The sequence below is a fragment of the Asticcacaulis sp. W401b genome (genome assembly GCF_046503825.1).
Lineage (GTDB): Bacteria > Pseudomonadota > Alphaproteobacteria > Caulobacterales > Caulobacteraceae > Asticcacaulis.
Map to the genome: position 1 here is coordinate 219,236 of NZ_JBKFEE010000003.1, position 25,782 is coordinate 245,017.

Consider the following 25,782-nt stretch of genomic DNA (forward strand, 5'->3'; position numbering starts at 1 on the left):
CCCAGAGTGCATGATGAGTGACCATACGCATGTCCGCCCTTGGCGCATGATCGAGCGCCGCAAAAGCCGCAAGATCAGAGTCGGCAAGGTCGAGGTCGGCGGTGACGCCCCGATCAGCGTGCAGTCCATGACCAATACGCGCACCCACGATGTCGATGCCACCGTGCGTCAGATTCACGCGCTGGAAGAGGCGGGGGCCGATATTGTGCGCGTCTCCTGCCCGGACGTGGACTCAACGGCGGCGCTGAAAGAGATCGTGCGTCAGGTCAGTGTGCCCATCGTCGCCGACATCCATTTCCACTACAAACGCGGCATCGAAGCCGCCATGGCCGGCGCGGCGTGCCTGCGTATCAATCCCGGCAATATCGGCTCACCCGAGCGCGTGCGTGAGGTGATCAAGGCGGCCAAGGACTATGGCTGCTCCATGCGCATCGGCGTCAATGCCGGGTCGCTGGAGAAGGAACTGCTGGAAAAATATGGCGAGCCGTGCCCGGACGCCATGGTCGAAAGCGCCCTGTTCCACGCCAATATCCTGCGCGATAACGACTTCCACGAATTCAAGATTTCGGTGAAGGCGTCAGACGTCTTCCTGACCGTCGCCGCCTATCAGGCGCTGGCCGACGCCATCGACTGCCCACTGCATATCGGCGTGACCGAGGCGGGGCCTCTGCGCACTGGCACCATCAAATCGGCCATCGGGCTGGGCAACCTGCTGTGGGCGGGGATCGGCGATACCATCCGTGTCTCGCTGGCCGCTGATCCGGTCGAAGAGATCAAGGTCGGGTTTGATATTCTCAAATCGCTGGGCCTGCGCCATCGCGGCGTCAATATCATCGCCTGTCCGTCCTGCGCGCGTCAGGGCTTTAATGTGATCGAGACGGTGGCAAAGCTGGAGGAACGTCTGGCCCATATCGCCACGCCCATGTCGCTGTCGATCATCGGCTGCGTCGTCAACGGGCCGGGGGAGGCGCTGTACACCGATGTCGGCTTTACCGGCGGTGGCGCGGGGGCAGGCATGGTCTATATGGCGGGCAAGCCGGACCACAAGGTCTCTAATGACGACATGATCGAGCACATAGTCGGTCTGGTCGAAGCCCACGCCGCCAAGCAAAACCAAAGCGAGACGGCTCCGGAAGCGGTCTGAGCGGGCGGCTTCTCCACAGACGGTCGTTGGATGGCTTCTTATGCTATTGAGAAACCACAGATTTCACAGATTTCACAGATTACGAGTTCCCCCGGCAGATGCGTAGGGTCTGATGGGGCAAGGGCGCGAAGCGCCAATCTGTGAAATCTGCGCAATCTGTGGTTCTCCAACCGCGGCACAGAGTCAGTAAAAAAGCCCCGTCAGGCGAACTGGCGGGGCTTTTTGTTTCAGAATATCTGAGGCTTAGCGTACGCCGGCGATATAGCGGCCATTGGTGATGTGGGTCACCTGTGAGGTCGCCTGACCTTCCATCATGATGTCGATCTCGCTGCGATCCACGGGCTTGGAGAACAGATAGCCCTGAATGATGGCGCAGCCGGCCTGACGCAGGATATGGCTCTGCGCCTGGGTTTCGACCCCTTCGGCCAGAATGCTGAGGTGCAGCGCCTTGGCCAGCTTGATGATGGCGCGGATCAGCGCCTCGGCGTCCGGATCGACCCCCAGATTGGAGACGAAGGAGCGGTCGATCTTGATCTTGTCCACCGGGTAGCGGCTCAGATAGCTGAGCGACGAATAGCCGGTGCCGAAATCGTCGAGCGCGATGGAGAAGCCCATCTGACGTAACGCATTGAGGGTATTCTGCGTCGGCTGATCGTCGTTGAGCAGCATCCCTTCGGTGATCTCGATTTCGATGGAACGCGGCTCGACGCCGGTTTCGCGCAGCATGTCCTTCAGTTCCGGCAGGAAGCGCGAGGACCGCAACTGCGTCGCCGACACATTGATGGCCACCTTCAGGCCCGGCCAGCGTTTGGAATCGATCAGGGCGCGACGCATGATCAGCGTGCCCAGATCCATCATCAGGCCGCACTCTTCGGCCAGAGGCACGAAATAGGCCGGGCTGATCGGGCCGCGCTGCGGGTGGCTCCAGCGGGCCAGCGCCTCGACGCCGACGATGCGGCCATTGTGATCGACCTGCGGCTGATAGACGACGTCGATGGCTTCGACGTGGATGGCTTCGCGCAGGCCCGTTTCCAGCAGTTTGCGCAGCTTGATCGTCGCATCCATCTCGATTTCGAAGAAGGCGTATTGCGAACGGCCCTGTTCCTTGGCGCGATAGAGCGCAAGGTCGGCCTGACGCAGGGCTTCGGCGGCTTCGATGTCCGATTCCTGCAACAGGGTGACGCCGATGGAGCAGGATGAATAGACCGGGCCGCTTTCCAGCGTGACCTGACCCTTGAGGCCTTCCAGCACGCGCTTGGCCAGGGCGGCCGCGGAATGGGCGTCTGTGTCGGTCTGGATGATCACGAAGACGTCGCCGCCCAGACGCGCCAGCGTATCGCCCGCCCGGATCATGCTGCCGATCTTTTGCGCCGAATGACGGATCAGTTCGTCGCCCGCCGAATGGCCCAGCGTATCGTTGACGTCCTTGAAGCGGTCGAGGCCGACGCACATGACGGCGACCGAACCGCCCTGACGGCGCAGGCGCTCGGTGGCCTGATTGAGGCGATCGGTGAACAGAGTGCGGTTGGGCAGGCCGGTCAGGCCGTCGTGCAGCGCCATGTGCTTGGCGCGCGCTTCCGAAGCGATCAGGCTGCGCGCAGTCTTCTGGCTGCGGTGCAGCAGCGCCAGCGCCACGCCCCCCAGACCGGCCGAAACCAGCAGGGACGGGATCAGGGCGCGCATGAACAGGTCAAGCCCCGGACGCGACGGCTGCCACGTCAGTTCGGCCTTTTCCTGACCGGTCGAGTCGGTGAACACGGCGCGCGCCGAACCGGGCTGCACGTTCTGACCGCTGCGCAGTTCGGTGATGGTGCTCAGCAGATGCCCCTGCGACAGGGCCGCCAGTTCGCCATAGCTCAGCCGGTGCACGCCTACCACCAGATAGGGGGTGTAGCGCGCCAGGTCCTGTCGCGTGCTGTCGGGCAGGATCAAGCTGGCCCCCAGCAGATAGACGTGGCCATCCAGCACGGTCAGCCGCGCAATGGCGTTGGTCTTCGACGTGAAGCCTATGCCGGAGGCGGTATAGACATAGTGGCGTTCACGCAGGTCTTTCGACAGGCGGGTGATTTCACCGCTCAGGCGGTTATAGGCGGAAAGCGAGGTTTCCTGCTTGCCTTCCCACGCCAGCACCGGACGATTGAGACCGTCCAGCACGAAGGTCTGCTCGTAATTCAGATATTCGGAAAAATAGCTGCCGTAATTGTCGGCGACGAACTGATGATCGAATTTGACCACCGTCCGGTTGACCGCTTCGTTCCAGATGGTCATGGGAGCCATCAGGCGCGCCTGCGTCTCCGCCAGATGCATCAGCCCGCTGCGCACGTAATTTTCTTCGCGCTCGCGGCTCGACTTGTCGATTTCGGCGGCCCAGATCCACAAGGACCCGATCAACGCACACACGGCCCCGACCACAACAATGGTCATGGGGGCCAAAAGTCTTAATTCACTCCGGTCTCGTTTCACGAGGCGTACTCATTCTGAGGGCGGTTACCTGAGGTGCCACCATACGGTAAAAGCCTTAAATTAAGGCAAATGGAAAACTCTTTTGTAATGAAGGGGTTGCGTGCCTATGTGCAGATGTGTGCAATGGTTTTTCCCTTGACCATCAACAGGTTGGGCTGCATCTATGCAGGGCTGTAACGGAGGCTGTTATGCGGTTGTTCATCAATTCAGGTTCGCCTTTTGCGCGAAAATGCAGAATTCTGGTTCGGGAAATGGGGCTGACCGACCGCGTGGAGGACGTGCCAACGGTAACTTTGGACAGCGTTCCGGAGCACGTCGCCGTTAACCCTTTTGCGCAGGTGCCGGCCTTGGTGACCGATCACGGGGCGTTTGTGGACTCGACGCTGATCTGCGAATGGCTGGCGGCGCATTACGGGCCTTACCCGCTCTATCCCGAAGGCGAGGCGCAGTGGGCGGCGCGTCAGGCGGAGGCGCTGGCCGACGGGATTCTCGAAACCGCCGTAAAGATGGTGATCGAACACCGCCGCCCGGAACACGAACGCTCCGCCGCCTGGCTCAAGCGCTGGGAAGAGGGGCTGCGCCGGGCCCTGAAGGCCGTGGATGGGTTGTGCGTACTGTCCGACGCGCCGCCGGGGCTGGCCGAAATCACCCTGGCTTCGGCGGCGACCTATATTGATTTCCGTTTCCCCAAACTCGACTGGCACGCCGAGGCTCCGCGCCTCGTGGCCGTGCGCGATCAACTGGAAAAACGCCAATCCTTTATCGACACCTATCCGTCTTAAAGGTAAGAAGCGCGTTTTCCCCCTCCCGGCATTGCGGGGGAGGGAGCCACGAAGTCTTTTGAGGTCGTTCCTTTGATACGTCTGCCGCAGGCCAAGCTCGATCAGGTCGTCGATCGTTTCCGCATGATCGAAGCGCGCATGGAAAGCGCCACCGATGGCACAGAGATCGTCAAGCTGTCGAAGGAGCACGCCGAGCTGAAACCCGTGGTCGATGCGGTCTCGGCCTTGCTCAAGGCGCGCGCCTCCGGGCCTGAGCTGGAAGAACTGATTGCGCTCAATGATCCCGAACTGTCGCCGCTGGCGCAGGAGGAGTTTCAGGAGCTGAAAGAACGCCTGCCGGAGCTGGAACGCGGGGTGGCGCTGCTGCTGGCGCCCAAGGACAAGGACGAAAACGCCTCGGCCATCCTCGAAGTGCGCGCCGGGACCGGCGGTGACGAGGCGGCGCTGTTCGCTGGCGACCTGTTCCGCATGTATTCGCGTTATGCGGCGTCGCAGGGCTGGCGTGTTGAGATTGACTCCATCAGCGAAGGTGATGCGGGCGGCTACAAGGAAATCATCGCTTCGGTGACGGGCGACGGCGTGTTCGGCAAGCTGAAGTTCGAATCGGGCGTGCACCGCGTGCAGCGCGTCCCGGCCACCGAAGCGGGCGGCCGCATCCACACCTCGGCGGCCACCGTCGCCGTGCTGCCCGAAGCCGAGGATGTCGAAATCGACATTCAGGACAAGGACATCCGCATCGACACCTACCGCGCGTCGGGCTCTGGCGGTCAGCACGTCAACAAGACCGATTCGGCGGTACGTATTACCCACCTGCCGACGGGGATCGTGGCGACCTCATCGGAAAAGTCGCAGCACATGAACCGGCAGATCGCCATGCGCAACCTCAAGGCGCGCCTGTACGACATCCAGCGTCAGGCGCTCGATGCCGCGCGCTCCGATGCCCGCAAATCGCAGGTTGGCTCCGGCGACCGCTCGGAACGCATACGCACCTATAACTACCCGCAGGGTCGGGTATCCGATCACCGCATCAACCTGACCCTCTATAATCTGGCGCAATTTATGGAAGGCGAGATGGATCAGATGATCAACGCCCTGATCGCCGACGATCAGGCGGCGCGTCTGGCTATGCTTGAAGAGGAACTGGGGTAAATATCTCCTCCCTGCGCGTGAGCGTGGGGAGGTGGCATTTTGAGCGCTAGTGAAAAATGACGGAGGGGGGTAACACCAGAATTACAGGCGTCGCAGCGCCTTGAGGTCGTGTCGCCGCCCCCCTCCGTCGCCTCGCTTCGCTCGTCGCCACCTCCCCATTGCTGCGCAACAGGGAGGAGAATGCCGCGTCACTTACGCAAGGATATAGTAGCAAGGCTCATCCATGCACCCGACTAATGGTAAAATCGACTCCCTGTGGCGGCACCCGGTCAAGGGCTTTACGCCCGAACCTGTGGCCGAGACCTGCCTGACGGTCGATGGTTTTTTCCCTTTCGATCGCCTGTTTGCGCTGGAGGTCGGGCCATCGGGCTATGACCGCGACGATCCGCAATTCCTGTCGAAGATGAAATACGCCGTGCTGGCGCGCTTTCCCGCCGTGGCGCGGTTGCGCACCCGCTATGATGAGATCACTGAGCGCCTGTTCGTCGATGATCGCCCCTTCGATATCGCGCAACCCGCCGGGCGTCACGCGCTGGAGCGGCATATCGAAACCGTGCTGGCGGCGCATGAGGATTACGACCCGGTGGCGCAACCCCTGCGGTTTCTCGATATCCGCGAAGGTGCGGTTGATCATTACCGCTTCACCGACTCCTCGAAAGGCTTTGTCTCGATTCTCAACCTGAACAGCGTGCGCGACCTGTCCGAGCGCATGGGCATCGACCTCGATCCGTTTCGGCTGCGCGCCAATATCTGGGTCGAAGGGTGGTCAGCGTTCGAAGACCACGCCTTTGTAGGCAAGACGCTGCGCATCGGCGAAGAGGGTCCGCTGCTGGAGGTGCTGAAACCCATTGTGCGCTGTGTGGCGACGCACGTGAACCCGCAGACGGCGCAGCGCGATGCAGAGATGGTGCAGGCGCTGTGGACCCACTATGGTCACTGCGACTGCGGCCTTTATTGCCGCGTTGTGTCGCCGGGGCTGATCCGCGTCGGTGATGCGGTTGACCCGCAGGTGGCCTGATCCTATAGCAGAGACATTCTTTATGTTTTTAAAGGTGTCCGGATGCCCAAACTCATTCTCCTCCGTCACGGCCAGAGCCAGTGGAACCTCGAAAACCGCTTCACCGGCTGGGTGGACGTCAATCTGACGGCCGAAGGCGAAGCGCAGGCGGTCAAGGGCGGAGAGCTGATCAAGGCCGAGGGGATCGAGATCGACCGCGCCTTTACCTCGGTCCTGACGCGCGCCATCCGCACCTGCAATCTGGCGCTGGACGCGGCCGGGCAATCCTACGTGCCGGTGATCAAGGACTGGCACCTCAATGAGCGCCACTATGGCGGGCTGACGGGGCTGGACAAGGCCGAAACCGCCGCCCTGCATGGCGACGAGCAGGTGAAGATCTGGCGCCGGTCCTACGACGTGCCGCCGCCCGAACTGTCGGCCGACAGCGCCTATGACTTCTCGAAGGATCGCCGCTACGCCGGTTCGGTCCTGCCGCTGACCGAGAGCCTGAAGACGACGCTTGACCGCGTGCTGCCCTTCTGGGACGGGTCGATCGTGCCGGCGCTGAAGGCCGGGGATACGGTGCTGGTGGCGGCGCACGGCAATTCGATCCGTGCCATCATCAAACTGCTGTTCAACCTCGGTGAGGCCGAGATTCTGGAGGTCGAAGTGCCGACCTCGAACCCGCTGGTCATCGACCTCGACGCGGCGCTGAAGCCCATTTCGGCCAAGTATCTCGATGCTGAGCGTGCCAACCCCGTGCCCGTTTTACAAGGGTAGGGGAAGGGCGGGGCGATGAGCGACTCCCGCCTTATGGCGCGTGCCATCGCGCTGGCCACCGCACAACTTGGACGCACCGTGCCCAATCCGCCGGTCGGCTGCGTCATCGTCAGGGACGGCGTGGTTATCGCCGAGGCGGCCACAGGTGACGGCGGACGGCCGCACGCCGAAGAGGCGGCGCTGGCGCAGCTCGATAACCGCGCTGACGGTGCGACGGCCTATGTGACGCTGGAACCCTGTGGCGCGCGCTCTCATGGTGGCCTCTCCTGTTCGCAGCGACTGGTCGAAGCGGGCGTAAGCCGCGTCGTCTTCGCCTGTCATGACCCGTCGCCCTATGCCTCGCACCTCGGCATTGCGCGCATGAGCGAGGCCGGCCTTACGGTCGAAACCGGACTGATGGCCGCAGAGGCCGCGAGCCTGATTGTTGATTTTGTGAATAATCTGCCGGTTAAGCCCTGATTTAGGCTTTTTCAGTAAGGTTAACCGTAAAATCTCATCGAAAGGTCCGTCCCCGCGCATGAGCGCCACCACCGGACAGTCACGCTACACCCGCCTGACCCAGGCGCAGGTGGACGCGATCTGCCAGAAGCACGAGCGTCTCAAGGCCATGAAGCCCGGAGGTGCGCGGGCTGTTTTCGCGTGGATGGACGTGTCGGGGCTGGATTTTCGCGGGCGTGACCTGCGCGACGCCGACTTCACCGCCGCCATCATGGTGGGCGCGGATGTGTCCGGCGCGCTGCTTGATCAGTCGAACCTCTATTGCGTCGATATGCAGATGGCCAATCTGACCCGCGCCTCCTTGCGCCGCACGGATTTGCGCGGGGCCTGCCTGCGCGGGGCCAATCTGGCCGATGTGGACCTGTTTGAGGCCGACCTGCGCGAAGGGGCGCTGGCCTTGCCGGACAAGGCGGCGGGGCTTGCCTATGTCGAAGTCTCCACGCGCGTGTCGGACGCCGGGTTTACCAATCTGCGCGGGGCCAATCTGGAGCGCTCCAAGCTGTCGGGGATTCAGGCCATGAAGGCCGATTTCACCGACGCCATCCTTAAGTCGTGCAAGCTGGTCCGCGCCAACCTCAAACAGGCGATCATGGACAATTGCGACCTGTCCGGGGCCGATATGTCGGGCTGCGACGTCAGCGGCGCCTCGCTGAAAGACGCGGTGATGATCGGCACCAAGACCGAAAGCTGGAACGCCTCACAGACCAATCTGAGCGGCGTTTTGACCGAAAAGGCCGCCGGTACGGACGTCAGCCGTCTGCCCTATGATGAGATGATCCGCGACCACGCCGAATGGGTCGATAGTGTGGGCAAGGCGGGCAAGCCGTCGGCCTTTGACAAGGCCGATCTGCGCGCGCTCAAATCCATCAAGGGGCTCAATCTGGCGGCGCTGTCGGCCAAGGGGGCGGTGTTTTACGGTCTCGATATGCGCGGCATCCAGTTGCAGGGCGCGCACCTCGAAGGGGCGGACCTGCGCAATTGCGATCTGAGCGGGGCTGACCTGCGTGGCGCGCAGATGAAGGGCGTGCGGATGGATGGCGCCAATCTGGAGGGGGCCAATATCGGACCGCTAAAGCTCTCCGGTGACCGCCTGTTCCCGGCGGACCTCAGAGAGGCGCGCATCCGCGGGGCCAATCTGCAACGCGCCGATCTGCGTCAGGCGCGCCTCGACGGGGCCGACCTGTCGCGCTCTGACCTCGACAAGGCGCAGATGACGCTGGAAAGCCTCGTCAATGTCGTCTGCGTCGGCCTTAAGGGCAAGATCGCGGAAAAGCAGAAAAGTTTAACCACGGATACACACGGATGACCGCCTTCGGCGGCCCCACGGATATCAGCGCTTAAAACGGACACACATGTCTCTGTTAAAACGGACACATATGTCTCTGTGACGTATATCCGTGTCAGGACCCGCGCAGCGGGTCCATCCGTGTCTATCCGTGGTTCAAAACCTAAAACGCTTCAGAAACAATATCGCCATCGCCGCTGAAATAAGCGCGCTTCATGCCCGCCGAGCGGAAGGGCGCGTGCACCTCACCTGAGCGGGTGACGACGATCAGCCCGCCTTCGCCGCCCATGCGCGCGATCTGCTCCAGCACCTGACCGGCGCTTTCAAACGCGCCCTGTCCGGCCCCGATGCGGAAGGCCACCTGTGCGGCGGCCTGAACGCGCAGGAAGTATTCGCCCTGACCGGTGCAGGAAATGGCGGCGTGGTCGTCGGCCCAGGTGCCCGCGCCGATGATCGGCGTGTCGCCGACGCGGCCCGGCAGCTTGCCGAACACGCCGGCCGTCGAGGTCGCCGCCGCCAGATCGCCATAGGAATCGAGACATACGCACCCGACCGTCCCGTGCGCCAGCGTCCCCGGCGGATAGTTGGATTCAAAAGCCCCGGCGCGGGTGAAATAGTCGTCGGTCACCGTCTCAAAGCCCTGTGCCTCGGCAAATTGCCGCGCGCCATCGCCGGCCAGCAGGACGTGCGGCGTCTTTTCCATCACGGCGCGGGCGATAGCGACAGGGTTCCTGTACCCGGCCAGCGCCGCCACGGCCCCGGCGCGGCGATCGGCGCCGCTCATCAGGCTGGCGTCCAGTTCAAACACACCGGCGGCATTGGGCGACGCGCCTTTGCCCGCCACATAGAGGCCGGAGTCTTCGAGCGAGCGCACGGTCTCGGTGACCACATCCAGTGCGCGGGCGCCGTTATGGAGGTTGTGCCGCGCGATCTTGGCCAGCCCCTTCATGTGGGTGATTTCGCGGCCATAGTCGCGGCCGGCCTTGGCCCCGGCGCCGCCATGCAGGGCGAATGCGATCATCAGACGTGTCCTTCGGGTCGTTTCGCGGGGTTTTAGGCGAAGAGACGGGCGAAAGCTACCCCTGTACCTCTCCGACGTGTCGGGGGAGAAGGAAGGCCGCGTCAATGGCGAGGTCCTGATCGCACAGCCGTCGCGGACCCGGACGGTGACTTATGAGGATCAGGCCCTGACCGGTGCGCTTAAGATGCGCCTCGACCGCCTCGGTGACGGCGGCTTCGGTGGCGGCGTCCAGCCCCTCGGTCGGCTCATCCAGCACCAGCACATCGGCCTGACGCAGCAGGGCGCGGGCGAGGCTGAGACGTTTGCGCTCCCCACCGGACAGGGTCACGCCACCGTCGCCGATCCATTGGTGCAGACCCTTGGGCATGGCCGCGACGCGGGCCTTCAATTGTACCGCCTCCAGCGCGGCCCACACGCGCGCCGTCAGGGTTTCCGGCGTTTCCGCCGCGATCTCTTCCGGTGACAGGGCCATCAGCAGAGTGTCGCCAATCGTGCCATTGAGCACCGGCGCGTCCTGCGGTGACAGGCTGAAACGCAGGGCGGGCAGGGCGGTGAGTCCCGGCACCTCGTCCATCGGGCGCAGACCGATCAGGGCTTCGATCAGGCGCGTCTTGCCCGATCCCGACGCGCCGTGGATCAGCAGGCGTGTCTGGGGGCCGAGGTCGTACTCGTACCCGCCAAAGCGCAGAACCGACCCCGTGAGCGGGGCGAGTTGTGCGGCCTCTGCGTCGCCCAGTTCCGCCACCCGCGCCTCGGCCTCGGCGAACAGGCGTTTTTGCGCCATGGCTTTCAAGAGGGGGCCGGTCGCTTCGAAGGCCACCGTCGTCACCAGCAGACCCAGCGCCAGCATCGGCATGGCCGCATGCGTATGGGTGAGAACGATCAGGCTCAGGGTGGCCGCCAGCACGCTGAGGTTCAGCAGGACCGGCAGGCTTTCGGTGTGCGCCTGCGCCTCGCGGGCGGTGCGCAGGGCGGCCTCCTGCTCTGATAATCGCGCCATAAACCGCTCCGACAACCGATAGGCGGCGATGTCGGGCAGGAAGGGCAGGGTTTCGTGCACGCTGTTTTTCAACGCCCCCAGTTCGGGCAGGCCGGTCGTTGACGTGGGCGCGACACGGCGCGACAGGCCGATCAGCGCGCCGATGCCCGCCGCCACGATCAGGGTCGCCCCCGGCGACAGGAGCAGGGTCAGGATCAGCGCGGCGATCAGCCCGCCCAGCGCCGAGGCCCAGTGGCTTTGTGCCACCAGCGCGTTTTCCAACTGCCCGACATCCTGCACCAGCCGCGCCGAGGCCTCACCGCGGCTGAGCCGCAGCGGCGTATGGCTCACCCGCTCAAACAGCCACGGGCGCAACTCCGCCAGGGTGCGCAGGGCCGCCGTATGGCCGCTCAGGCGCTCGAAATAGCGCATGACGGTGCGCGCAATGGCCAGCCCGCGAATGGCTGCCGACGGCAGCAGATAGTTGAAAGCCATCATCACCGCGCCGCCCGCTGCCCCGGCTATGGCCGCCCCGGCCAGAAACCAGCCGGACAGGCCGAGCAGGGTGGTGGCCGCGATGGACACCCCGGCGGCACAGACGGATGCGACGATCAGGGACGAACGCTGACGGCGTTTCAGGTCGGCAAAATAGACTTTGAACGCGCTCACAGCCGCACCTCCTGCGTGGCGATGGCGGCCAGCGCCTCGGAATGGGTGGCCATGATCACCGTGCGGCCCGTGGCGGCGCTGCGGATGGCGGCGATCAGGGCGGCCTCGGCCTCCGGGTCGAGATCGGCGGTCGGCTCATCGAGCAACAGAAGCGGCGCGGGCTTGAGCAGGGCGCGCGCCAGACCGATGCGCCGCCGCTCACCGCCCGACAGGCCGGAGCCGCGCTCATCCAGCGGCGTTTCAAGCCCGCGTGCCGACACCAGCGCCTCCAGCCCGGTCAGGCCGATCACCCGCTGCACCTCGGCGTCGCTGGCCTGCGGGTGCGACAGGCGCAGATTGTCGGCCAGGGTGCCGGGCAGGATCGGCGTGTGCTGCGACATCCACGACAGGCCGGGCGACAGATCGTGCGCGGGCGTCAGCGGCTGACCGTCGATTTCGATGAGGCCGCACGCCTCCACATCACCGCCGCGCCCCAGCAACAGGCGCAGCAGGGTGGACTTGCCCGACCCCGTTTCGCCGCGCAGGGCGATGATGGCTCCGCTGTCGGCGCTGAAACTGACCGGGGCGAAGACCGGCGCCGGATCGTCGGCAAAGACGGCGCTGACCTGATCAAAGCGCAGGGCGGGGGCGGTCGTGAGCGTCAGCGGCACCGGGTCTGGTGTTTCCAGCCGTGCCTCCAGCGCCATCAGGGCTTCGGCGGCGGCGCGCGCCTGCTGCTCCTCGTGATAGGCGGCGCTCAGACGGCGCAGCGGGAAATAGACTTCGGGGGCCAGAGCCAGAGCGAAGAAGGCCGGGGCAAAGGCATCGCCACCGAACAGGCCTCTGTTGAAATCGAGAATAGCCGGCACGGGGAAGGGCAGCAGGCCCAGCAGGGCAAACCCGCAATAGACGGCAATCAGGGCCACGGAAAGGGCGGCGAAAAATTCCAGTATGGCTGACCCCGTGAAGGCCATGCGCAGGACCGACAGGGTGCGCTCTGACACATCGCGGGCGGCGCGCCGCACCTTTTCGACCTGCGCGGCTTCGTTATCAAAGGCGCGGATCAGGGGCAGGTGGCGCAGGCGGTCGGCGAACAGGCCCGACAACCGCGTCAGGGCCGCAAGCTGACGCCGCGATTCCGCAGCCGTGGCCATGCCGGACAGGGCCATCAGTGTGACAAAGGGACACAGGGTGAAGAGGATGATGGCGGCCGCCAGAGGCGAGGCCACACCAATGGCCAGCGTCACAAGAAGCGGCGTCAGGGCGGTTGCCTGCCGCGCCGGAACGAAGCGCGCATAATAGCCTTCGAGCGCTTCGGTATGCTCAAACAGCGCCGTCATGCGCCCCATCTGCGAGGCTCCGACGCCGCGTCCGGACAGGGCCTTGCGCATCAGAGACAGGCGCAGATTCTCGATGATCAGGCGCGCCGATTTGAGGCTAAGGACCTGATTATAGTAGGAAAGAACGCCTCTGAGGCACAGGCTGATGAGCAAGAGGGCCAGGCCCGTCAAGGGAAACTGACCGCCGCGCACCGCCTGAAGGATCAGGGCCAGTCCGGCGGCAAAGCCTGTAGCGCACACCACTGACCCGACCTCAAGCTGTCGCACAAGTGTGACTTGTCTTTTCGCCGGATCGGCCCATAGTTTCAGCGCCTGACGCACAGCCCTGGCGCGACTCTGTTCGGCGTCGCGGGCAGCATCCTTAAAGGTCTCAGGGGTACGGGGACGTGGGTGCGACATTTGGTGCGATAGGGCGTTTCAGGGGCGGGGCATATACTCAGGCCCAGCTTAGTTGTTATGGCAAGTAAGCCGGAATGGGTTTTCTCCTAGCCCATTTCGGACATCAAGGGGCAAATTTCCACTCCACTGCTGCACCTTGCCGCAGGAGAGCGCGATCTAAAAACCCCAATAACCCGAGGGATATATCTCAAATGGATATGATGACGGTCGATCTATCAAGGCTACAGTTCGCCTTGACGGCGCTGTATCACTTTCTGTTCGTCCCGCTGACGCTTGGCCTTTCCTTCATGCTGGTCATCATGGAAAGCGTCTATGTGCTGACGCGGCGCGAAATCTGGCGCACCATTACCCGTTTCTGGGGCACGCTTTTCGGCATCAACTTCGTGCTGGGCGTGGCCACGGGTCTGACCATGGAATTCCAGTTCGGAACCAACTGGTCCTATTATTCACACTTTGTCGGCGACATCTTCGGCGCGCCTCTGGCGATTGAAGGCCTGATGGCCTTCTTCCTCGAAGCGACCTTTGTCGGCCTGATGTTCTTTGGCTGGGACCGCCTGTCGCGCGTCGGGCACCTGATGGTGACCTTCCTTGTGGCGCTGGGCACCAACCTGTCGGCCCTGTGGATCCTGATCGCCAATGGCTGGATGCAGAACCCGGTCGGTGCGGATTTCAACCCGGCCACCATGCGTATGGAAGTCTCTGACTTCATGGCCGTGCTGTTCAATCCGGTGGCACAGGCCAAGTTCGTGCACACCGTGTCGGCGGGCTATGTGATCGCGGCGGTCTTCGTGCTCGGCATCTCAGCCATCTATCTGCTCAAGGGCAAGTGGGTGTCGGTCGCCAAGCGTTCGATGGCGGTGGCGGCGGCCTTTGGTCTGGCCTCCTCGCTGTCGGTCGTCGTTCTGGGCGACGAGTCGGGCTATGCCCTGACCGATAACCAGAAGATGAAGCTGGCGGCGCTTGAAGCCATGTGGCACACCGAGCCGGCCCCGGCGGGTCTGACCCTGTTTGGCATCCCCAACCTGACGACCCAGCACACTGATATGGAAGTCAAGGTGCCCTATGTTCTGGGCCTGATCTCCACGCGCTCGCTCGACCGTCCGGTCATCGGCATCCTTGACCTCGTCGAAACGGCGGAACACCGCATCCAGTCGGGTGTGGCGGCCTATGACGCCGTGGAAAAGCTGAAGGTCAACCCCGAAGACCTCGCCGCCCGCGCGCAGTTCGAAGCGCACAAGCGCGACATCGGTTATGGCTATCTGCTGAAAAAGTACGTAGCTGATCCGCGCACGGCGGACGCAGCCCTCATCCAGAAGGCCGCCCTTGATACCATCCCCAACGTGCCGGTGATGTTCTGGACCTTCCGTCTGATGGCCGCGATTGGCTTTGCCATGATCGCCCTGTTCGCGGTGGCCTTCGTGCTGGTTAGCTTGCGCAAGGCCGAGCATAGCCGCTGGTTCCTGCGCCTGTGCGTGCTGGCCATCCCGCTGCCGTGGCTGGCGGCGGAAGCCGGGTGGGTGCTGGCTGAGCTGGGGCGTCAGCCCTGGGCCGTCGAAGGCGTCCTGCCCACCTTTATGGGCGCGTCCAGCCTCACCGTCGGGCAAATCTGGGTGACCATAGTCGGCTTCACCCTGCTGTACGGCACGCTGGCCGTCATCGAGGTCGGCCTGCTGGTCAAGACGATCAAGACCGGTCCCTATGCGTCGAAATTCGGTCGTATGCACGATGCCGAAGAAGCCAGCCCGCTGCAAAGCGGCGGCCTCGCCGGTCCGGCAGAATAACGCGCAGACAAAGGAGTAACCCTTATGGAACTACCTATCGACTACATGACCTTGCGGGTCATCTGGTGGCTGCTCATGGGCGTGCTGCTGATCGGCTTCGCCATTATGGACGGCTATGCGCTGGGCACGCTGGCGACCCTGCCGTTCGTCGCCAAAACCGACGAAGAACGCCGGGCGGTGATCAACACCGTCTCGGCCACCTGGGAAGGCAATCAGGTGTGGCTTATCCTGGGGGGCGGCGCCATCTTCGCCGCCTGGCCCTACGTCTATGCGGTGAGCTTCTCCGGCTTTTATCTGGCTATGTTCCTTGTGCTGTCGGCGCTGATCCTGCGTCCGGTCGGCTTCAAATACCGCTCCAAGCGGCCGGGCAAGGCGTGGCGCAACAACTGGGACTGGGCGCTGTTTGTCGGCGGCTTCGTCCCGGCTCTGGTCTTCGGCGTGGCCGTCGGCAATGTGCTTCAGGGCGCGCCGTTCAGCCTCGATAGCGACCTGCGCATCACCTATCACGATCAGTTTCTGGGCGGCCTGCTCGGCCTGTTCAGCCCCTTCACCGTCCTGTGCGGCCTGACCTCCGTGGCCATGCTGCTGCTGCAAGGGGCGACCTGGGTGTCACTGAAGATCGAAAAGGGTGCCCTGCGTGACCGCGCCATCACCTACGGCGTCTATGCGGCTCTGGCGGTGATCGTCCTCTATGCGCTGGGTGGCGTCTATCTCGCCTATGGCGGTCTGGGCTTCAAGGTCGTGGGCGACGTCGCCGTAAATGGCCCGTCCAATCCGCGCAATGCCGAGGTCGTCAAGGAGGCCGGCGCGTGGCTCCTCAACTACGGCACCTATCCGTGGATGATCGCGGCTCCGGTGCTGGGCTTTGTGGGCACGCTGCTGGCGCTTCTGGGCCTGAAGACCAAGGCCGATCCGTGGGCCTTCATCGGGTCTTCCATCGGCGTGCTGGGCATTATCGGCAGCGTGGGCGTTTCGATGTTCCCCATCATCCTGCCCTCGACCATTGACGCCCGCTCCAGCCTGCTGGTGTGGACGGCCTCCAGCTCGCACACCACCCTGTTCATCATGCTGGGTGTGACGCTGGTCTTCCTGCCCATCGTTCTGCTCTACACGGCGTGGGTCTATAAGGTGCTGTTCGGCCGCATCGAAGTGAAGGCGTTGAAGACGAATCCGGACCTCTATTGAGAGCATGGGGGAAACCCGGTTTCCCCCATGTGCCCCCTTCTCAGGATGGCGAAAAATTTTCTTGGGGCGGCCCTGCGAAAATTTTTCACATCTTTCTTGAGCCTGACGTCGTCAGGCAAGGAGTTGCAAAATGTGGTATTTTACCTGGGTGCTGGGCCTCGGTCTGGCCGTGACCTTCGGGATTTTGAACGGGATCTGGTTCGAATTCCTCACCACCGATGATCCCGATGCCGAAGACCCGCATAAGGATTGAGATGCAAAAACCCCGCTGGCGACAGCGGGGTTTTTCTAAACCTCTTCGGTGTGTGGCGTCGGCGGAGGCGGGGAGTAGTCGCGCAGGGTTTTGACGAAGCGGAAGACCTGCGCCTTGACGATTTCGTCCTCGCCGCGTTCGGCCAGCGTGAACAGTTCGCTCATCAGATTGGGCGGCAGGTGCAGGTCCATGGCCTGATTGACCACCTTGAAGATGCCCGGCCGCAACGGCTCACGGATTTCGTTGTCGTCCAGCAGCGCCTCGGTGATCTTTTCGCCGTCGCGCAGGCCGGTCAGGACGATCTTGATGTCCTTATCGACCTTGAGGCCGTACATGTCGATCATGCGCTTCGCCAGATCGTAGATACGGATCGGCTCACCCATTTCGAGGATGTACAGGCTCGATTTTTCCGACAGGTTTGTTGCGTTGTGCATGGCCGCCGTCATGACCAGCTGCACCGCCTCGAAAATGGTCATGAAGAAGCGCTCGACCTTGGGGTCGGTCAGCGTAATCGGCCCACCGCGGTCGATCTGCGCGCGGAACAAAGGCACCACGGACCCTGTCGAGCCCAGCACATTGCCAAAGCGCACAACGCAGGCCTGATTGAGATGGCCCATTTGCGACGAAATCAGGTGTTCGGCCAGACGCTTGGTCGCCCCCATCATCGAGGCCGGGGCCACGGCCTTATCCGACGAGATAAGCACCAGTTGTTTCACATTGGCGGCCTGAGCCGCGTCGATGACGTACTGCGTGCCCATGACATTGGTCAGCACGCCTTCCGACGGATTGATCTCGACCATCGGCACGTGTTTGAGCGCCGCCGCGTGGAAGATGACGTCGGGCTTCTGCGCCACGAAAATGGCCTCAAGGCGCGCCTTGCGCCGGATGGAGCACAGGATCAGGCTGACCGGCGGCTTGCCAAACTCCAGGTTCAGCGACTGCTCGACATCGTAGAGCGCCAGTTCGCTGTGGTCGATCAGGGTGACGTGCGCCGCCCCCAATCGCAGGGCCTGACGCGCGATCTCAGAGCCGATGGAACCACCGCCGCCGGTAATCAGGATGCGCTTGCCGGCATAGAAGGCGTTCAGCGCCGCGTGGTCCAGATGCACCTGCGGGCGTTGCAACAGCGACTTGTACGAAATCTGATCATTGGGATCAGCCAGCGTCAACTTCACGTTGCGCCGTCCCATCAAGCCGGACTTGGCCAGAAATCGCAAAATACGATAATTAAAAATGGCCATACGAACCTAATACCGGCCCCGAAAAAGAATAAAACCTACAGGCATTGACACCCCCCGCGTCGTGCGTGCATGGCGATAAAAAAAGCGTTCACCCACACACAACTTACAGCTTTTCGTGAAAAAAGAATAAGGTAATTTTGTGGGCGGCCGATTTTCCCCAACAGTTTTCCACCGGTAGCTTTATGAAGGTCACAGTTCTCTTTTTTGGCAAGGTGGCCGACGTGATGGGCGAGCGGCGGCGCGTGTTGGACCTTGCTGATACGTCGGGGCGGCTGTTTGACCTGCGCCAAAGCGTTCTGGAACCTGCCTTTGCGTCTGGCGGGCTGGAGGCGCAGCGGGTGCTGATGAGCGTCAATCAGGTGCTGACCAACGATGACCGCGCGTTGCAGGATGGCGATGAGGTGGCCTTTTTTCCTGTCTTTTCCGGAGGCTGAGGGCATGGCGGTGGTCGAAACCCTGTTGCTGCCGCAGGCGCTGGACGGGCAGGCCCTCTATGGCCGCTTTGTCGAGGCCAATCGCGGGGCCGGGGCCATTGTCACCTTTTCGGGCCGGGTGCGCGGTGAGACGACCGCGGGCGCGGTGTCGCACCTGTGGCTCGACTGGTATCCCGGCATGAGCGAGCAGAGCCTCAAGGCTATTGCTGAGGCCGCCGCTGAGCGTTTCGATGTGCAGGCCCTGCTGGTGGCGCATCGCTGTGGCGAGGTGAAGGCCGAAGACGAGATTGTGTTTGTGGCGGCCGCTTCTGCGCATCGGCGGGCGGCCTTTGAGGCGGCGGACTATCTGATGGACCGGCTCAAGTCCGAGGCGGCCCTGTGGAAGCGTGAAGTCGGTGAGGGCTTTGCGCGCTGGGTGGAACCGACGGCCAAAGACGCCGAGGATCTGAAACGGTGGACATCATGAGCGAAAACAGTCTGTCACACATAGGCAAGGATGGCCGCGCCCACATGGTCGATGTCGGCGCGAAGGCTGTCACGGTGCGCAAGGCGCGGGCTGAGGGGCGGCTGATCTGCGCCGCTGAGACGCTGAGTATTGTGCGCGACGGCAAGGCCCCCAAGGGGGCGGTGATCGCCACGGCCGAGATCGCGGGCATCATGGCGGCCAAGAAGACGGCGGACCTGATCCCCCTGTGCCACCCTTTGAGCCTGTCGAAGGTCGGGCTGGAGATCGTGATGGATGAGGCCCTGCCGGGCTTTCGCCTCAGCGCCGAGGTGAAGACGTCGGGGCTGACGGGCGTCGAGATGGAGGCCCTGACCGCCGTCTCGGTGGCAGCCCTGACCCTCTACGACATGCTGAAAGCCGTCGATAAGACCATGCGGATCGACGGCATAGAGGTGGTGGCCAAGGCCGGCGGCAAGGCCGATTACGGGTATTAACCGCCGCGCCGCATAACCAGCGTGCACCACGCATCACGATGGATGCGGCGCACGACGCGGAAGCCCTTGGACAGGTAGGCGGCTTTGACGAAGCGCTCCTGCGTGCGCAGCAGGCCCGACAGGATGACCGTGCCGCCCGGCTTGAGCGCTGACTTGATCGACTGCGACAGACCGACCAGCGGACGTGCCAGAATATTGGCGAAGACCAGATCGTAGGGAGCGTCCTTGCGCACGTCCTTGTGGTTCAGGCCGTTGGCCCACACAAAGCGCGCGGCGGCCGAATTGAGCTTGGCATTTTCGTTGGAGATGCGCACGCTGATGGCGTCGATATCGGTGCCGACGGCGTATTTGGTGCCGGTCTTGGCGGCGGCGATGGCCAGCACGCCGGTGCCCGCACCGACATCCAGCACGCGCTCATAACGGTGCTTTTTCAGCAGGTCATTATAGGCCCACAGGCAACCGACCGTCGTGCCGTGATGCCCTGTACCGAAGGCCGCTCCGGCTTCGATGCGCAGATTAACCGCATTGAGCGGCTTTTTGCCGCGATCGTGAATACCGTACACGAAGAATCGTCCGGCGCGCACGGGCGGCAGACCCGACAGGGCCATGGCCAGCCAGTCGGCATCGGCCAGTTGATCCGCCGTAACGACCAGTTCCGGATATCCTGCCAGAAGCTCTTGTAAACGCTGATCTTCTTCCTCAGTGGTGGGGAAGGCGTCGATGCGCCAGATATTGCGGTCCTCATCCTCTTCGAGGATCGAATAGGTCGCGCCTTCGAGCCAGGCATCGTTGTCGATGGCCTCCGCAGCGGTTTCTGCCACCAGACGGGGGCCTTTTGCGATGATTTGTTGTGGATTATAAGTCATTGTAGGCTTTGCAGATCGTCCGATTCGATGTGACGGAAGCGTTTCAACGGTCTTTTATGCGTAAGGGGGCCCTTACGCCAATGGGAAAGTAGGCAATGGCGACGGAAAAAAAGACGAAGACGGTAAAAGCGGCGGAAATTCCGGCGGATGCCGGGGTGAAAAAGACCATCGCCCGTAAGGCTCCGGCGCCGAAGCCTGCGGCGGAAGCCGCTGTGAAGGCAGCGACCGAAAAGACCGTCAAGGCTGCCGATGCTACGGCCAAGAAGGCGGCAAAGACGGCCGCCGCTGTGACGAAGAAGGCCGAAACCGCCACCAAGGCCGCAACGGCCAAGATCGAAAAGGCCGCCAAAACCGCCAAGGCCAAGGTCGAGAAGGCCGAAAAGGTTGTCGAGGCTGAGGTGAAGAAGGCTGCCCGCTCCACGACCCGCGCCGCCAAGACCGTTGCCGCCGTTGAGCCCAAGGTGACAAAGGCCCGCACCCGCGCGGCTAAGGCTGTCGAAGCGGCACAGGGCGAGATCGACAAGGCCGTCAAGCGCGCCAAGCCGGCGCTCGACAAGGCTGCCCAGACCGCCAGCGCCGCCGCCGCCGTGGCTAAGGAAAAGCTGGAAGACGCCGCCGAGGCTGCCAAGCCCGTCGTGGAACAGGCGAAGGCCAAGCTCGACGACGTCGTCGAGGCTGCCAAGCCGAAGATCGAGGAAGCGGTACACAAGGCCGAAGAGGTCGCCGCCGCCGCCAAAGACAAGCTGGATGAGGCCGTGGAAAAGGCCAAGCCGGTGCTGAACGAAGCCAGGGAGGCGGTCGAAGAGGCCGTGGCCAAGGCCCAGACCGAAGCCCATAAGGTGCAGGAAGAGGTCAAGAAGGCGCAGGCGCAGGTCAAGAAGCGCGGGTTCTTCGACTGGCTGTTCGGCCGCAAATAGGCAAGGGGGCAGAGCGGCGGATGCACGAAGCCCTGCCGGTCATCGGTATCACCTGCTGCCATCGTGACTTCGGCGTCGAAATGGCGCAGGCGGTTATGGACCGTTATGTTCGCGCCGCCACCACCTACGCTGAATGCTCTGCCGTGCTTATCCCGGCCATCACTGGTTTCTTTGACGCCCGTTCCGTCGCTACGCGACTGGACGGGCTTTTGCTGACCGGGTCGCCTTCCAACATCGAAGCGCGCCGCTATGGTCAGGCCGAAGGGGAGGGGCCGTTCGACGCCGAACGCGATGCGGTGTCGTTGGCGCTGATCGAAAGTCTGACCCTTATGGGCAAGCCGGTCTTTGGGATTTGCCGCGGCTTTCAGGAGATCAATGTGGCGCTGGGCGGCACGCTGCGCCGGGATCTGGGGACGGCATCTGAGGGCTCCGGGCGGCTTGATCATCATGCGCCCGCAGAAGCCCGTTTCGCCGACATGTTTGACCACGGGCATCCGGTGGCCCTCACCCCAGACGGCGTGCTGGCGCGGTCGGTCGGTCGCGAGACGCTGACGGTTAATTCGGTGCATTTTCAGGGGGTTGACCGGCTGGCCGAGGGCTTAAGCGTCGAAGCCGTGGCCCCGGATGGCGTGGTCGAGGCCTTCAGCGCCAATATCGGCGGCGCGCAGGTACTGGGGGTGCAGTGGCACCCGGAATGGCAGCCGGAGCTTTATCCTGACCGTCAGGCCTTTTTCCGCTTGCTCGGCGCCGCGGTGCGCGGAAACGCGATTTAACTTGGCCTCCTCTGATAAGGCTTGCAGCGTTCAGTTTAGAGCTAGCGCCAGTAAGGTTAGAACCACAGATTACACAGATTGCACAGATGGGCGCTGCGCGCCGGTGCGGGGCCCGAACGTCCATTTATCTGTGAAATCTGTGTAATCTGTGGTTCCTATCATTTCCAGTAAACCCCTTCCGCAAATTGTGATCACAATTTTGCGCGGCCCGTGATTTGGCCATTCCGCTTTTAGCGGGGCGGGGCTATAGTCCCGTGAAAACCTTTCCGCCACGGAGCGCCCGTCATGAATCTTCCGCTCAAAAACAACGACTCCGCCGAACTGAAGGCGCTCGATCTGGCGCACCACCTGCCGGCGCAGGCCGACTATGCGCTGCTGGAGCAACTGGGCGGCAGCCGTATTATCACCCATGCCGAAGGCTGTGTGATCACGGATATTGACGGTAAGTCTCTGCTGGACGGCATGGCCGGGCTGTGGTGCGTCAATGTCGGCTATGGGCGTAGCGAACTGGCCGAAGCGGCCTATAAGCAGATGCTGGAACTGCCCTATTACAACACCTTCTTCAAGACGGCGACCGCCCCCGCCGTGCGGCTGGCGGCCAAGATCGCCGAGAAGATGGTTCTGGGCAATCCGGACCTCAAACACGTCTTCTTCAACTCGTCGGGGTCTGAGGCCAACGACACGGTCTTCCGTCTGGTGCGTCACTACTGGACGCTGAAAGGCGAACCGGGGCGTCAGGTTTTCATCTCGCGCCGCAATGCCTATCACGGTTCGACCGTCGCCGGCGCGTCGCTGGGGGGCATGACCTTTATGCACGCGCAGGGCGGTCTGCCCATTCCCGGCATCGAGCACGTGCGTCAACCCTATCTGTTCGGCGAAGGCTTTGGTCAGGACCCGGACGCCTTTGCCGACGCCTGCGTTCAGGACATCGAAGACCGCATCCTCAGCGTCGGGCCGGACAAGGTCGCGGCCTTTATCGGTGAGCCGGTGCAGGGTGCCGGCGGCGTGGTCATCCCGCCGGAAAGCTACTGGCCCAAGGTCGAAGCCCTGTGCCGCAAGTACGGTATCCTCCTGATATGCGACGAAGTGATCTGCGGCTTCGGGCGTCTGGGTCAGTGGTTCGGCCATCAGCATTACGGCGTCAAGCCGGATATCATCGCCATGGCCAAGGGGCTGTCGTCGGGCTATCTGCCCATTTCGGCGGTGGGCGTGTCGTCGCATATCGTCGAGGTGCTGAAAACCGGCGGCGACTTCGTGCACGGCTATACCTATTCGGGTCACCCGGCGGCCTGCGCCGTGGCGTTGGCGAATATCGGCATTATCGAGCGCGAGGGCCTGATCGAGCGCACGCGCGAGGTGACCGGCCCCTATCTGGCAAAGGCCCTCAAGCGCCTCGACGGCCATCCGCTGGTCGGCGAAGCGCGCTCCATCGGGCTTCTGGGCGCGGTGGAAATCGTCGCCGAAAAGGGCACCAACCTTCGCTTCAAGGGCGCCGAAGGTCATGCCGGTCCGGTGGTACGCGACATCTGTATCAAGAACGGTCTGATGGTGCGCGGCATCCGTGACACCATCGTCATGTGCCCGCCGCTGATCATCACCGACGCCGAGATCGACCGCATCGTCGATATTCTGGAGGCTTCGCTGAACGAGGCCGAGCCGGTATTGCGCGCGCTCTGATCGCTTTCTTATGAAGCGGTAACGCCTCGCCTCGCGCCTTTTGATGCCAGGCAGCCTAAGCTGTCGAGGCATGAAACGAGCAACCCTGTCCTGCGCACGCCGCCTCTGACAGCGCGTGCAACATAATCGGCCCGGTCTGAGTGTCCCCCGGCTCAGACCGGGCTTTTTTGTCTCAATCGTAAGCAAGGAAACGCCTATGACCGCCCCACATAAGACCGACGATCCGCAAAAGGCCGAAACCGCCGATGTCCGCGAGCACTTTTCACGCGATAAACCGTCAAGTGGCGAAGCGGGCGAATCCTATGGCGACGAAAAAGACAGCAAGGACGAGCGGATGCAGCCCAAGACGCCGAACGGCAAGGGGCTGGCCAACGAGCACTATGTCAAAAGCGACTCTGATCAGCCGCGCGTCGCCGAGGAACCCGGCTCCTTAAGTGGCCGCAGCTAACCCCGCATACGTATTCATCCACCGGGTGTCTGTTCGCGAATGAGCGCCTGTGTTTTCCTGCGTCAAAAGACAGGGAGACAGAGCATGGTATTTAAATCGCTGACAGGCGCGGCGCTGGCGTGTGCGCTGCTGGCCACGGTCGCGCAGGCGCAAACCGCCAAAATCGACGTATCAAAGGTCGCTGCTCAGCCGCGCGACAATGGCCTGCCCGTCCACTGGAACCGCAGCGCCACCTTTATGGAGATCTTCGTTCGCTCCTATCAGGACTCCGACGGCGACGGCATCGGGGATTTCAACGGCCTGACCTCCCGGCTCGACTATTTGCAAAGTCTGGGGGTGACCGGCATCTGGCTGATGCCTATGCACCCGTCGGCGGACAAGGACCACGGCTATGCCGTCAGCGACTATCGCGCCGTTAATCCGGCCTATGGGACGATGGCCGATTTCGAGCGCTTCGTAGCCGAGGCGCACAAACGCGGTATCGGCGTCATCATCGACTATGTGATGAACCATTCGGCCAACGACAACCCGATCTTCCTCAGCGCCGCGCAATCGAAAACCTCGCCCTATCGCGACTGGTACATCTTCGCCGACAAGGACCCGAAGTGGGAGGGTTTTTCCTGGGGGCCGTGGCGCCAGAACAAGGTCGGCAAAGGCTATTTCTATGGGCTGTTTGACGATCAGATGCCGGACTTCAACCTGAAAAATCAGCGGGTGATTGACTATCACGCCGACAATTTCCGCTTCTGGCTGAACAAGGGCGTGGATGGCTTCCGCATCGACGCCGTGACCATGCTGGTCGAAAACGGCCCCACCGCCTATATGGATCAGCCGGAAAACCTTGAGGTGCTGAAACAGGTCAATGCGGTCGTCAAGTCCTACCCCAACCGTTACCTGATCTGCGAAGCCTCCGAACAGCCTGCTCTCTATGCCGGTGAAGCCTGTACGAACTCCTTCGCCTTCGGCACGCAGAAGGAAATCAAGTCCAGCGCCCGCGACGGCAAGCTGTCGGCAAAGCTGGCGACGCAACTGGCCTCGGACACGCGCGCCCTGATGCCGCTGGTCCTGCAAAGCCATGACTCCTATGTCGGCGACCGCCTGATCCACGACCTTGATGCCGGCAGCTATCGCGTGGCGGCGGCCGTGTCGGTGCTGGCGTCTGACACGCCGTTTTCCTACTACGGCGAAGAGATCGGGCTGGCCAATAATGGCAAGTATGACGACCCCGGCCTGCGCGCCCCGATGAGCTGGGACGGCGAGGCCGGGCACGGCTTTACTACGGCGGCTAGGCCCTATCGCGCCTATGCCACCAATGCGGCCAGCCATAATGTCAAGGCCCAGACCGGCGAAGCCGGCAGCCTGCTGGAATATTACCGCGCCCTCTATCTGGCGCGGCAGGCGCACCCGGTGCTGGCCGACGGCACCTTTACGCTTCTGTCGAAGGCCGGGGATGAGACGCTGGTCTTTGCACGTCAGAAGGCCGGGCAGAAGGGGCTGGTCTTCATCAACCTGTCTGCCACGCCGCAGACGATTGAGACGAAAGGCGAGGGGGTGTGGACCTCGGCTCTGGACCTCGGCGCGCCGGCGCAACTGACGGCGCAGGACGGTCGGCTGCGCCTTGTCCTGCCGCCCAAGAGCGTGGCCGCCTATGTGGCGGCGGGCAGGCCGTAGTCGTCCTGCCCGTGCCCGCCGCCCTTTGGTGGTCCCGGCGTGAATCCCGCTTGACCCGTCGGGGGGGCTCCTGTATAGCCCCCCAATCTTTTTTGAGGCGGGACCTGCAAGG

General features: G+C 63.0%; 24 protein-coding genes. 18 read left to right on the forward strand and 6 right to left on the reverse strand.

The features are described 5' to 3' along the window. Nucleotides 1-10: 10 nt before the first annotated feature. A complete protein-coding gene (gene ispG, locus ACK8OE_RS08560) occupies nt 11-1,144 on the forward strand; it encodes a flavodoxin-dependent (E)-4-hydroxy-3-methylbut-2-enyl-diphosphate synthase (protein WP_410272204.1) in 1,134 nt (377 codons plus the stop codon). Between the two features lie 243 nt (nt 1,145-1,387). On the opposite strand, the gene ACK8OE_RS08565 is transcribed toward ispG, so the two are convergent. Then, nucleotides 1,388-3,568 (reverse strand): putative bifunctional diguanylate cyclase/phosphodiesterase, encoded by a 2,181-nt coding sequence (locus ACK8OE_RS08565; RefSeq protein WP_290796437.1) that lies wholly within the window; start codon nt 3,566-3,568, stop codon nt 1,388-1,390. Between the two features lie 227 nt (nt 3,569-3,795). On the opposite strand from ACK8OE_RS08565, the gene ACK8OE_RS08570 reads away from it, so the two are divergent. From ACK8OE_RS08570 to ACK8OE_RS08595, 6 genes are all read left to right on the forward strand, one after another. Next, a complete protein-coding gene (locus ACK8OE_RS08570; protein WP_410272205.1) occupies nt 3,796-4,389 on the forward strand; it encodes a glutathione S-transferase N-terminal domain-containing protein in 594 nt (197 codons plus the stop codon). Nucleotides 4,390-4,464: 75 nt separating this feature from the next. Beyond that, entirely contained in the window at nt 4,465-5,538 is a 1,074-nt protein-coding gene (prfA, locus tag ACK8OE_RS08575; protein WP_410272378.1) for a peptide chain release factor 1, read from the forward strand. Between the two features lie 223 nt (nt 5,539-5,761). Then, a complete protein-coding gene (locus tag ACK8OE_RS08580; RefSeq protein WP_410272206.1) occupies nt 5,762-6,556 on the forward strand; it encodes an MOSC domain-containing protein in 795 nt (264 codons plus the stop codon). 42 nt (nt 6,557-6,598) lie between these two features. Then, complete coding sequence (gene gpmA, locus ACK8OE_RS08585; RefSeq protein WP_410272207.1) at nt 6,599-7,315, forward strand: 2,3-diphosphoglycerate-dependent phosphoglycerate mutase; 717 nt, start codon at nt 6,599-6,601, stop codon at nt 7,313-7,315. Nucleotides 7,316-7,330: 15 nt separating this feature from the next. Continuing rightward, nucleotides 7,331-7,774, forward strand: a complete 444-nt coding sequence (locus ACK8OE_RS08590) for a bifunctional diaminohydroxyphosphoribosylaminopyrimidine deaminase/5-amino-6-(5-phosphoribosylamino)uracil reductase RibD (protein WP_410272208.1) — start codon at nt 7,331-7,333, stop codon at nt 7,772-7,774. A 58-nt stretch (nt 7,775-7,832) separates the two neighbouring features. After that, complete coding sequence (locus tag ACK8OE_RS08595) at nt 7,833-9,119, forward strand: pentapeptide repeat-containing protein (protein WP_410272209.1); 1,287 nt, start codon at nt 7,833-7,835, stop codon at nt 9,117-9,119. 142 nt (nt 9,120-9,261) lie between these two features. On the opposite strand, the gene ACK8OE_RS08600 is transcribed toward ACK8OE_RS08595, so the two are convergent. Genes ACK8OE_RS08600 through cydD form a run of 3 tightly spaced genes read right to left on the reverse strand, consistent with a single transcriptional unit; the run spans nt 9,262 to nt 13,485 of the window. Continuing rightward, nucleotides 9,262-10,119 (reverse strand): isoaspartyl peptidase/L-asparaginase family protein, encoded by an 858-nt coding sequence (locus ACK8OE_RS08600; RefSeq protein WP_410272210.1) that lies wholly within the window; start codon nt 10,117-10,119, stop codon nt 9,262-9,264. Nucleotides 10,120-10,174: 55 nt separating this feature from the next. Next, a complete protein-coding gene (locus ACK8OE_RS08605) occupies nt 10,175-11,767 on the reverse strand; it encodes an ATP-binding cassette domain-containing protein (protein WP_410272211.1) in 1,593 nt (530 codons plus the stop codon). Further along, complete coding sequence (gene cydD, locus ACK8OE_RS08610; protein ID WP_410272212.1) at nt 11,764-13,485, reverse strand: thiol reductant ABC exporter subunit CydD; 1,722 nt, start codon at nt 13,483-13,485, stop codon at nt 11,764-11,766. Before cydD ends, ACK8OE_RS08605 begins: the two co-directional genes overlap by 4 nt. Nucleotides 13,486-13,676: 191 nt before the next feature. On the opposite strand from cydD, the gene ACK8OE_RS08615 reads away from it, so the two are divergent. The 3 genes from ACK8OE_RS08615 (at nt 13,677) to cydX (ending at nt 16,704) form a co-directional block, all read left to right on the forward strand. Next, on the forward strand, nt 13,677-15,266 hold the full coding sequence (locus ACK8OE_RS08615) for a cytochrome ubiquinol oxidase subunit I (RefSeq protein ID WP_290796462.1): 1,590 nt from the start codon (nt 13,677-13,679) through the stop codon (nt 15,264-15,266). A gap of 24 nt (nt 15,267-15,290) precedes the next feature. Then, nucleotides 15,291-16,451, forward strand: coding sequence for a cytochrome d ubiquinol oxidase subunit II (cydB, locus tag ACK8OE_RS08620; protein WP_410272213.1), 1,161 nt, complete (start codon nt 15,291-15,293; stop codon nt 16,449-16,451). A 130-nt stretch (nt 16,452-16,581) separates the two neighbouring features. Continuing rightward, complete coding sequence (gene cydX, locus ACK8OE_RS08625; RefSeq protein ID WP_126419631.1) at nt 16,582-16,704, forward strand: cytochrome bd-I oxidase subunit CydX; 123 nt, start codon at nt 16,582-16,584, stop codon at nt 16,702-16,704. A 35-nt stretch (nt 16,705-16,739) separates the two neighbouring features. Here the strand turns inward: cydX and ACK8OE_RS08630 are convergent, their stop codons facing one another. After that, nucleotides 16,740-17,945, reverse strand: a complete 1,206-nt coding sequence (locus ACK8OE_RS08630; protein ID WP_410272214.1) for a polysaccharide biosynthesis protein — start codon at nt 17,943-17,945, stop codon at nt 16,740-16,742. Between the two features lie 137 nt (nt 17,946-18,082). Here ACK8OE_RS08630 and ACK8OE_RS08635 point away from each other — a divergent pair, with 137 nt between their 5' ends. The 3 genes from ACK8OE_RS08635 to moaC are packed head-to-tail and all read left to right on the forward strand — an operon-like array spanning nt 18,083 to nt 19,318. Continuing rightward, the gene (locus ACK8OE_RS08635; protein WP_410272215.1) at nt 18,083-18,379 is read left to right on the forward strand and encodes a MoaD/ThiS family protein; all 297 of its coding nucleotides are present in this window, start codon (nt 18,083-18,085) and stop codon (nt 18,377-18,379) included. Further along, the gene (locus ACK8OE_RS08640; RefSeq protein WP_410272216.1) at nt 18,342-18,845 is read left to right on the forward strand and encodes a molybdenum cofactor biosynthesis protein MoaE; all 504 of its coding nucleotides are present in this window, start codon (nt 18,342-18,344) and stop codon (nt 18,843-18,845) included. Before ACK8OE_RS08635 ends, ACK8OE_RS08640 begins: the two co-directional genes overlap by 38 nt. Further along, the gene (moaC, locus tag ACK8OE_RS08645) at nt 18,842-19,318 is read left to right on the forward strand and encodes a cyclic pyranopterin monophosphate synthase MoaC (RefSeq protein WP_410272217.1); all 477 of its coding nucleotides are present in this window, start codon (nt 18,842-18,844) and stop codon (nt 19,316-19,318) included. The genes ACK8OE_RS08640 and moaC overlap by 4 nt, the downstream gene beginning before the upstream one ends. Here the strand turns inward: moaC and ACK8OE_RS08650 are convergent. Further along, on the reverse strand, nt 19,315-20,184 hold the full coding sequence (locus ACK8OE_RS08650; RefSeq protein WP_410272218.1) for a 50S ribosomal protein L11 methyltransferase: 870 nt from the start codon (nt 20,182-20,184) through the stop codon (nt 19,315-19,317). The two genes, moaC and ACK8OE_RS08650, sit on opposite strands and share 4 nt — an antisense overlap. 95 nt (nt 20,185-20,279) lie before the next feature. On the opposite strand from ACK8OE_RS08650, the gene ACK8OE_RS08655 reads away from it, so the two are divergent. From ACK8OE_RS08655 to ACK8OE_RS08675, 5 genes are all read left to right on the forward strand, one after another. Further along, nucleotides 20,280-21,101: a hypothetical protein gene (locus tag ACK8OE_RS08655; RefSeq protein ID WP_410272219.1), complete on the forward strand. Its 822-nt coding sequence runs from the start codon at nt 20,280-20,282 to the stop codon at nt 21,099-21,101. Nucleotides 21,102-21,121: 20 nt separating this feature from the next. Then, nucleotides 21,122-21,874 carry a gamma-glutamyl-gamma-aminobutyrate hydrolase family protein gene (locus ACK8OE_RS08660; RefSeq protein ID WP_410272220.1) on the forward strand — a complete coding sequence of 251 codons (753 nt, stop codon included), beginning with the start codon at nt 21,122-21,124 and terminating at the stop codon, nt 21,872-21,874. 285 nt (nt 21,875-22,159) lie between these two features. Beyond that, a complete protein-coding gene (locus ACK8OE_RS08665; RefSeq protein WP_410272221.1) occupies nt 22,160-23,551 on the forward strand; it encodes an aspartate aminotransferase family protein in 1,392 nt (463 codons plus the stop codon). A 196-nt stretch (nt 23,552-23,747) separates the two neighbouring features. Continuing rightward, entirely contained in the window at nt 23,748-23,999 is a 252-nt protein-coding gene (locus tag ACK8OE_RS08670) for a hypothetical protein (protein WP_410272222.1), read from the forward strand. Nucleotides 24,000-24,083: 84 nt separating this feature from the next. Beyond that, the gene (locus ACK8OE_RS08675) at nt 24,084-25,670 is read left to right on the forward strand and encodes an alpha-amylase family glycosyl hydrolase (RefSeq protein ID WP_410272223.1); all 1,587 of its coding nucleotides are present in this window, start codon (nt 24,084-24,086) and stop codon (nt 25,668-25,670) included. Nucleotides 25,671-25,782: the final 112 nt, after the last annotated feature.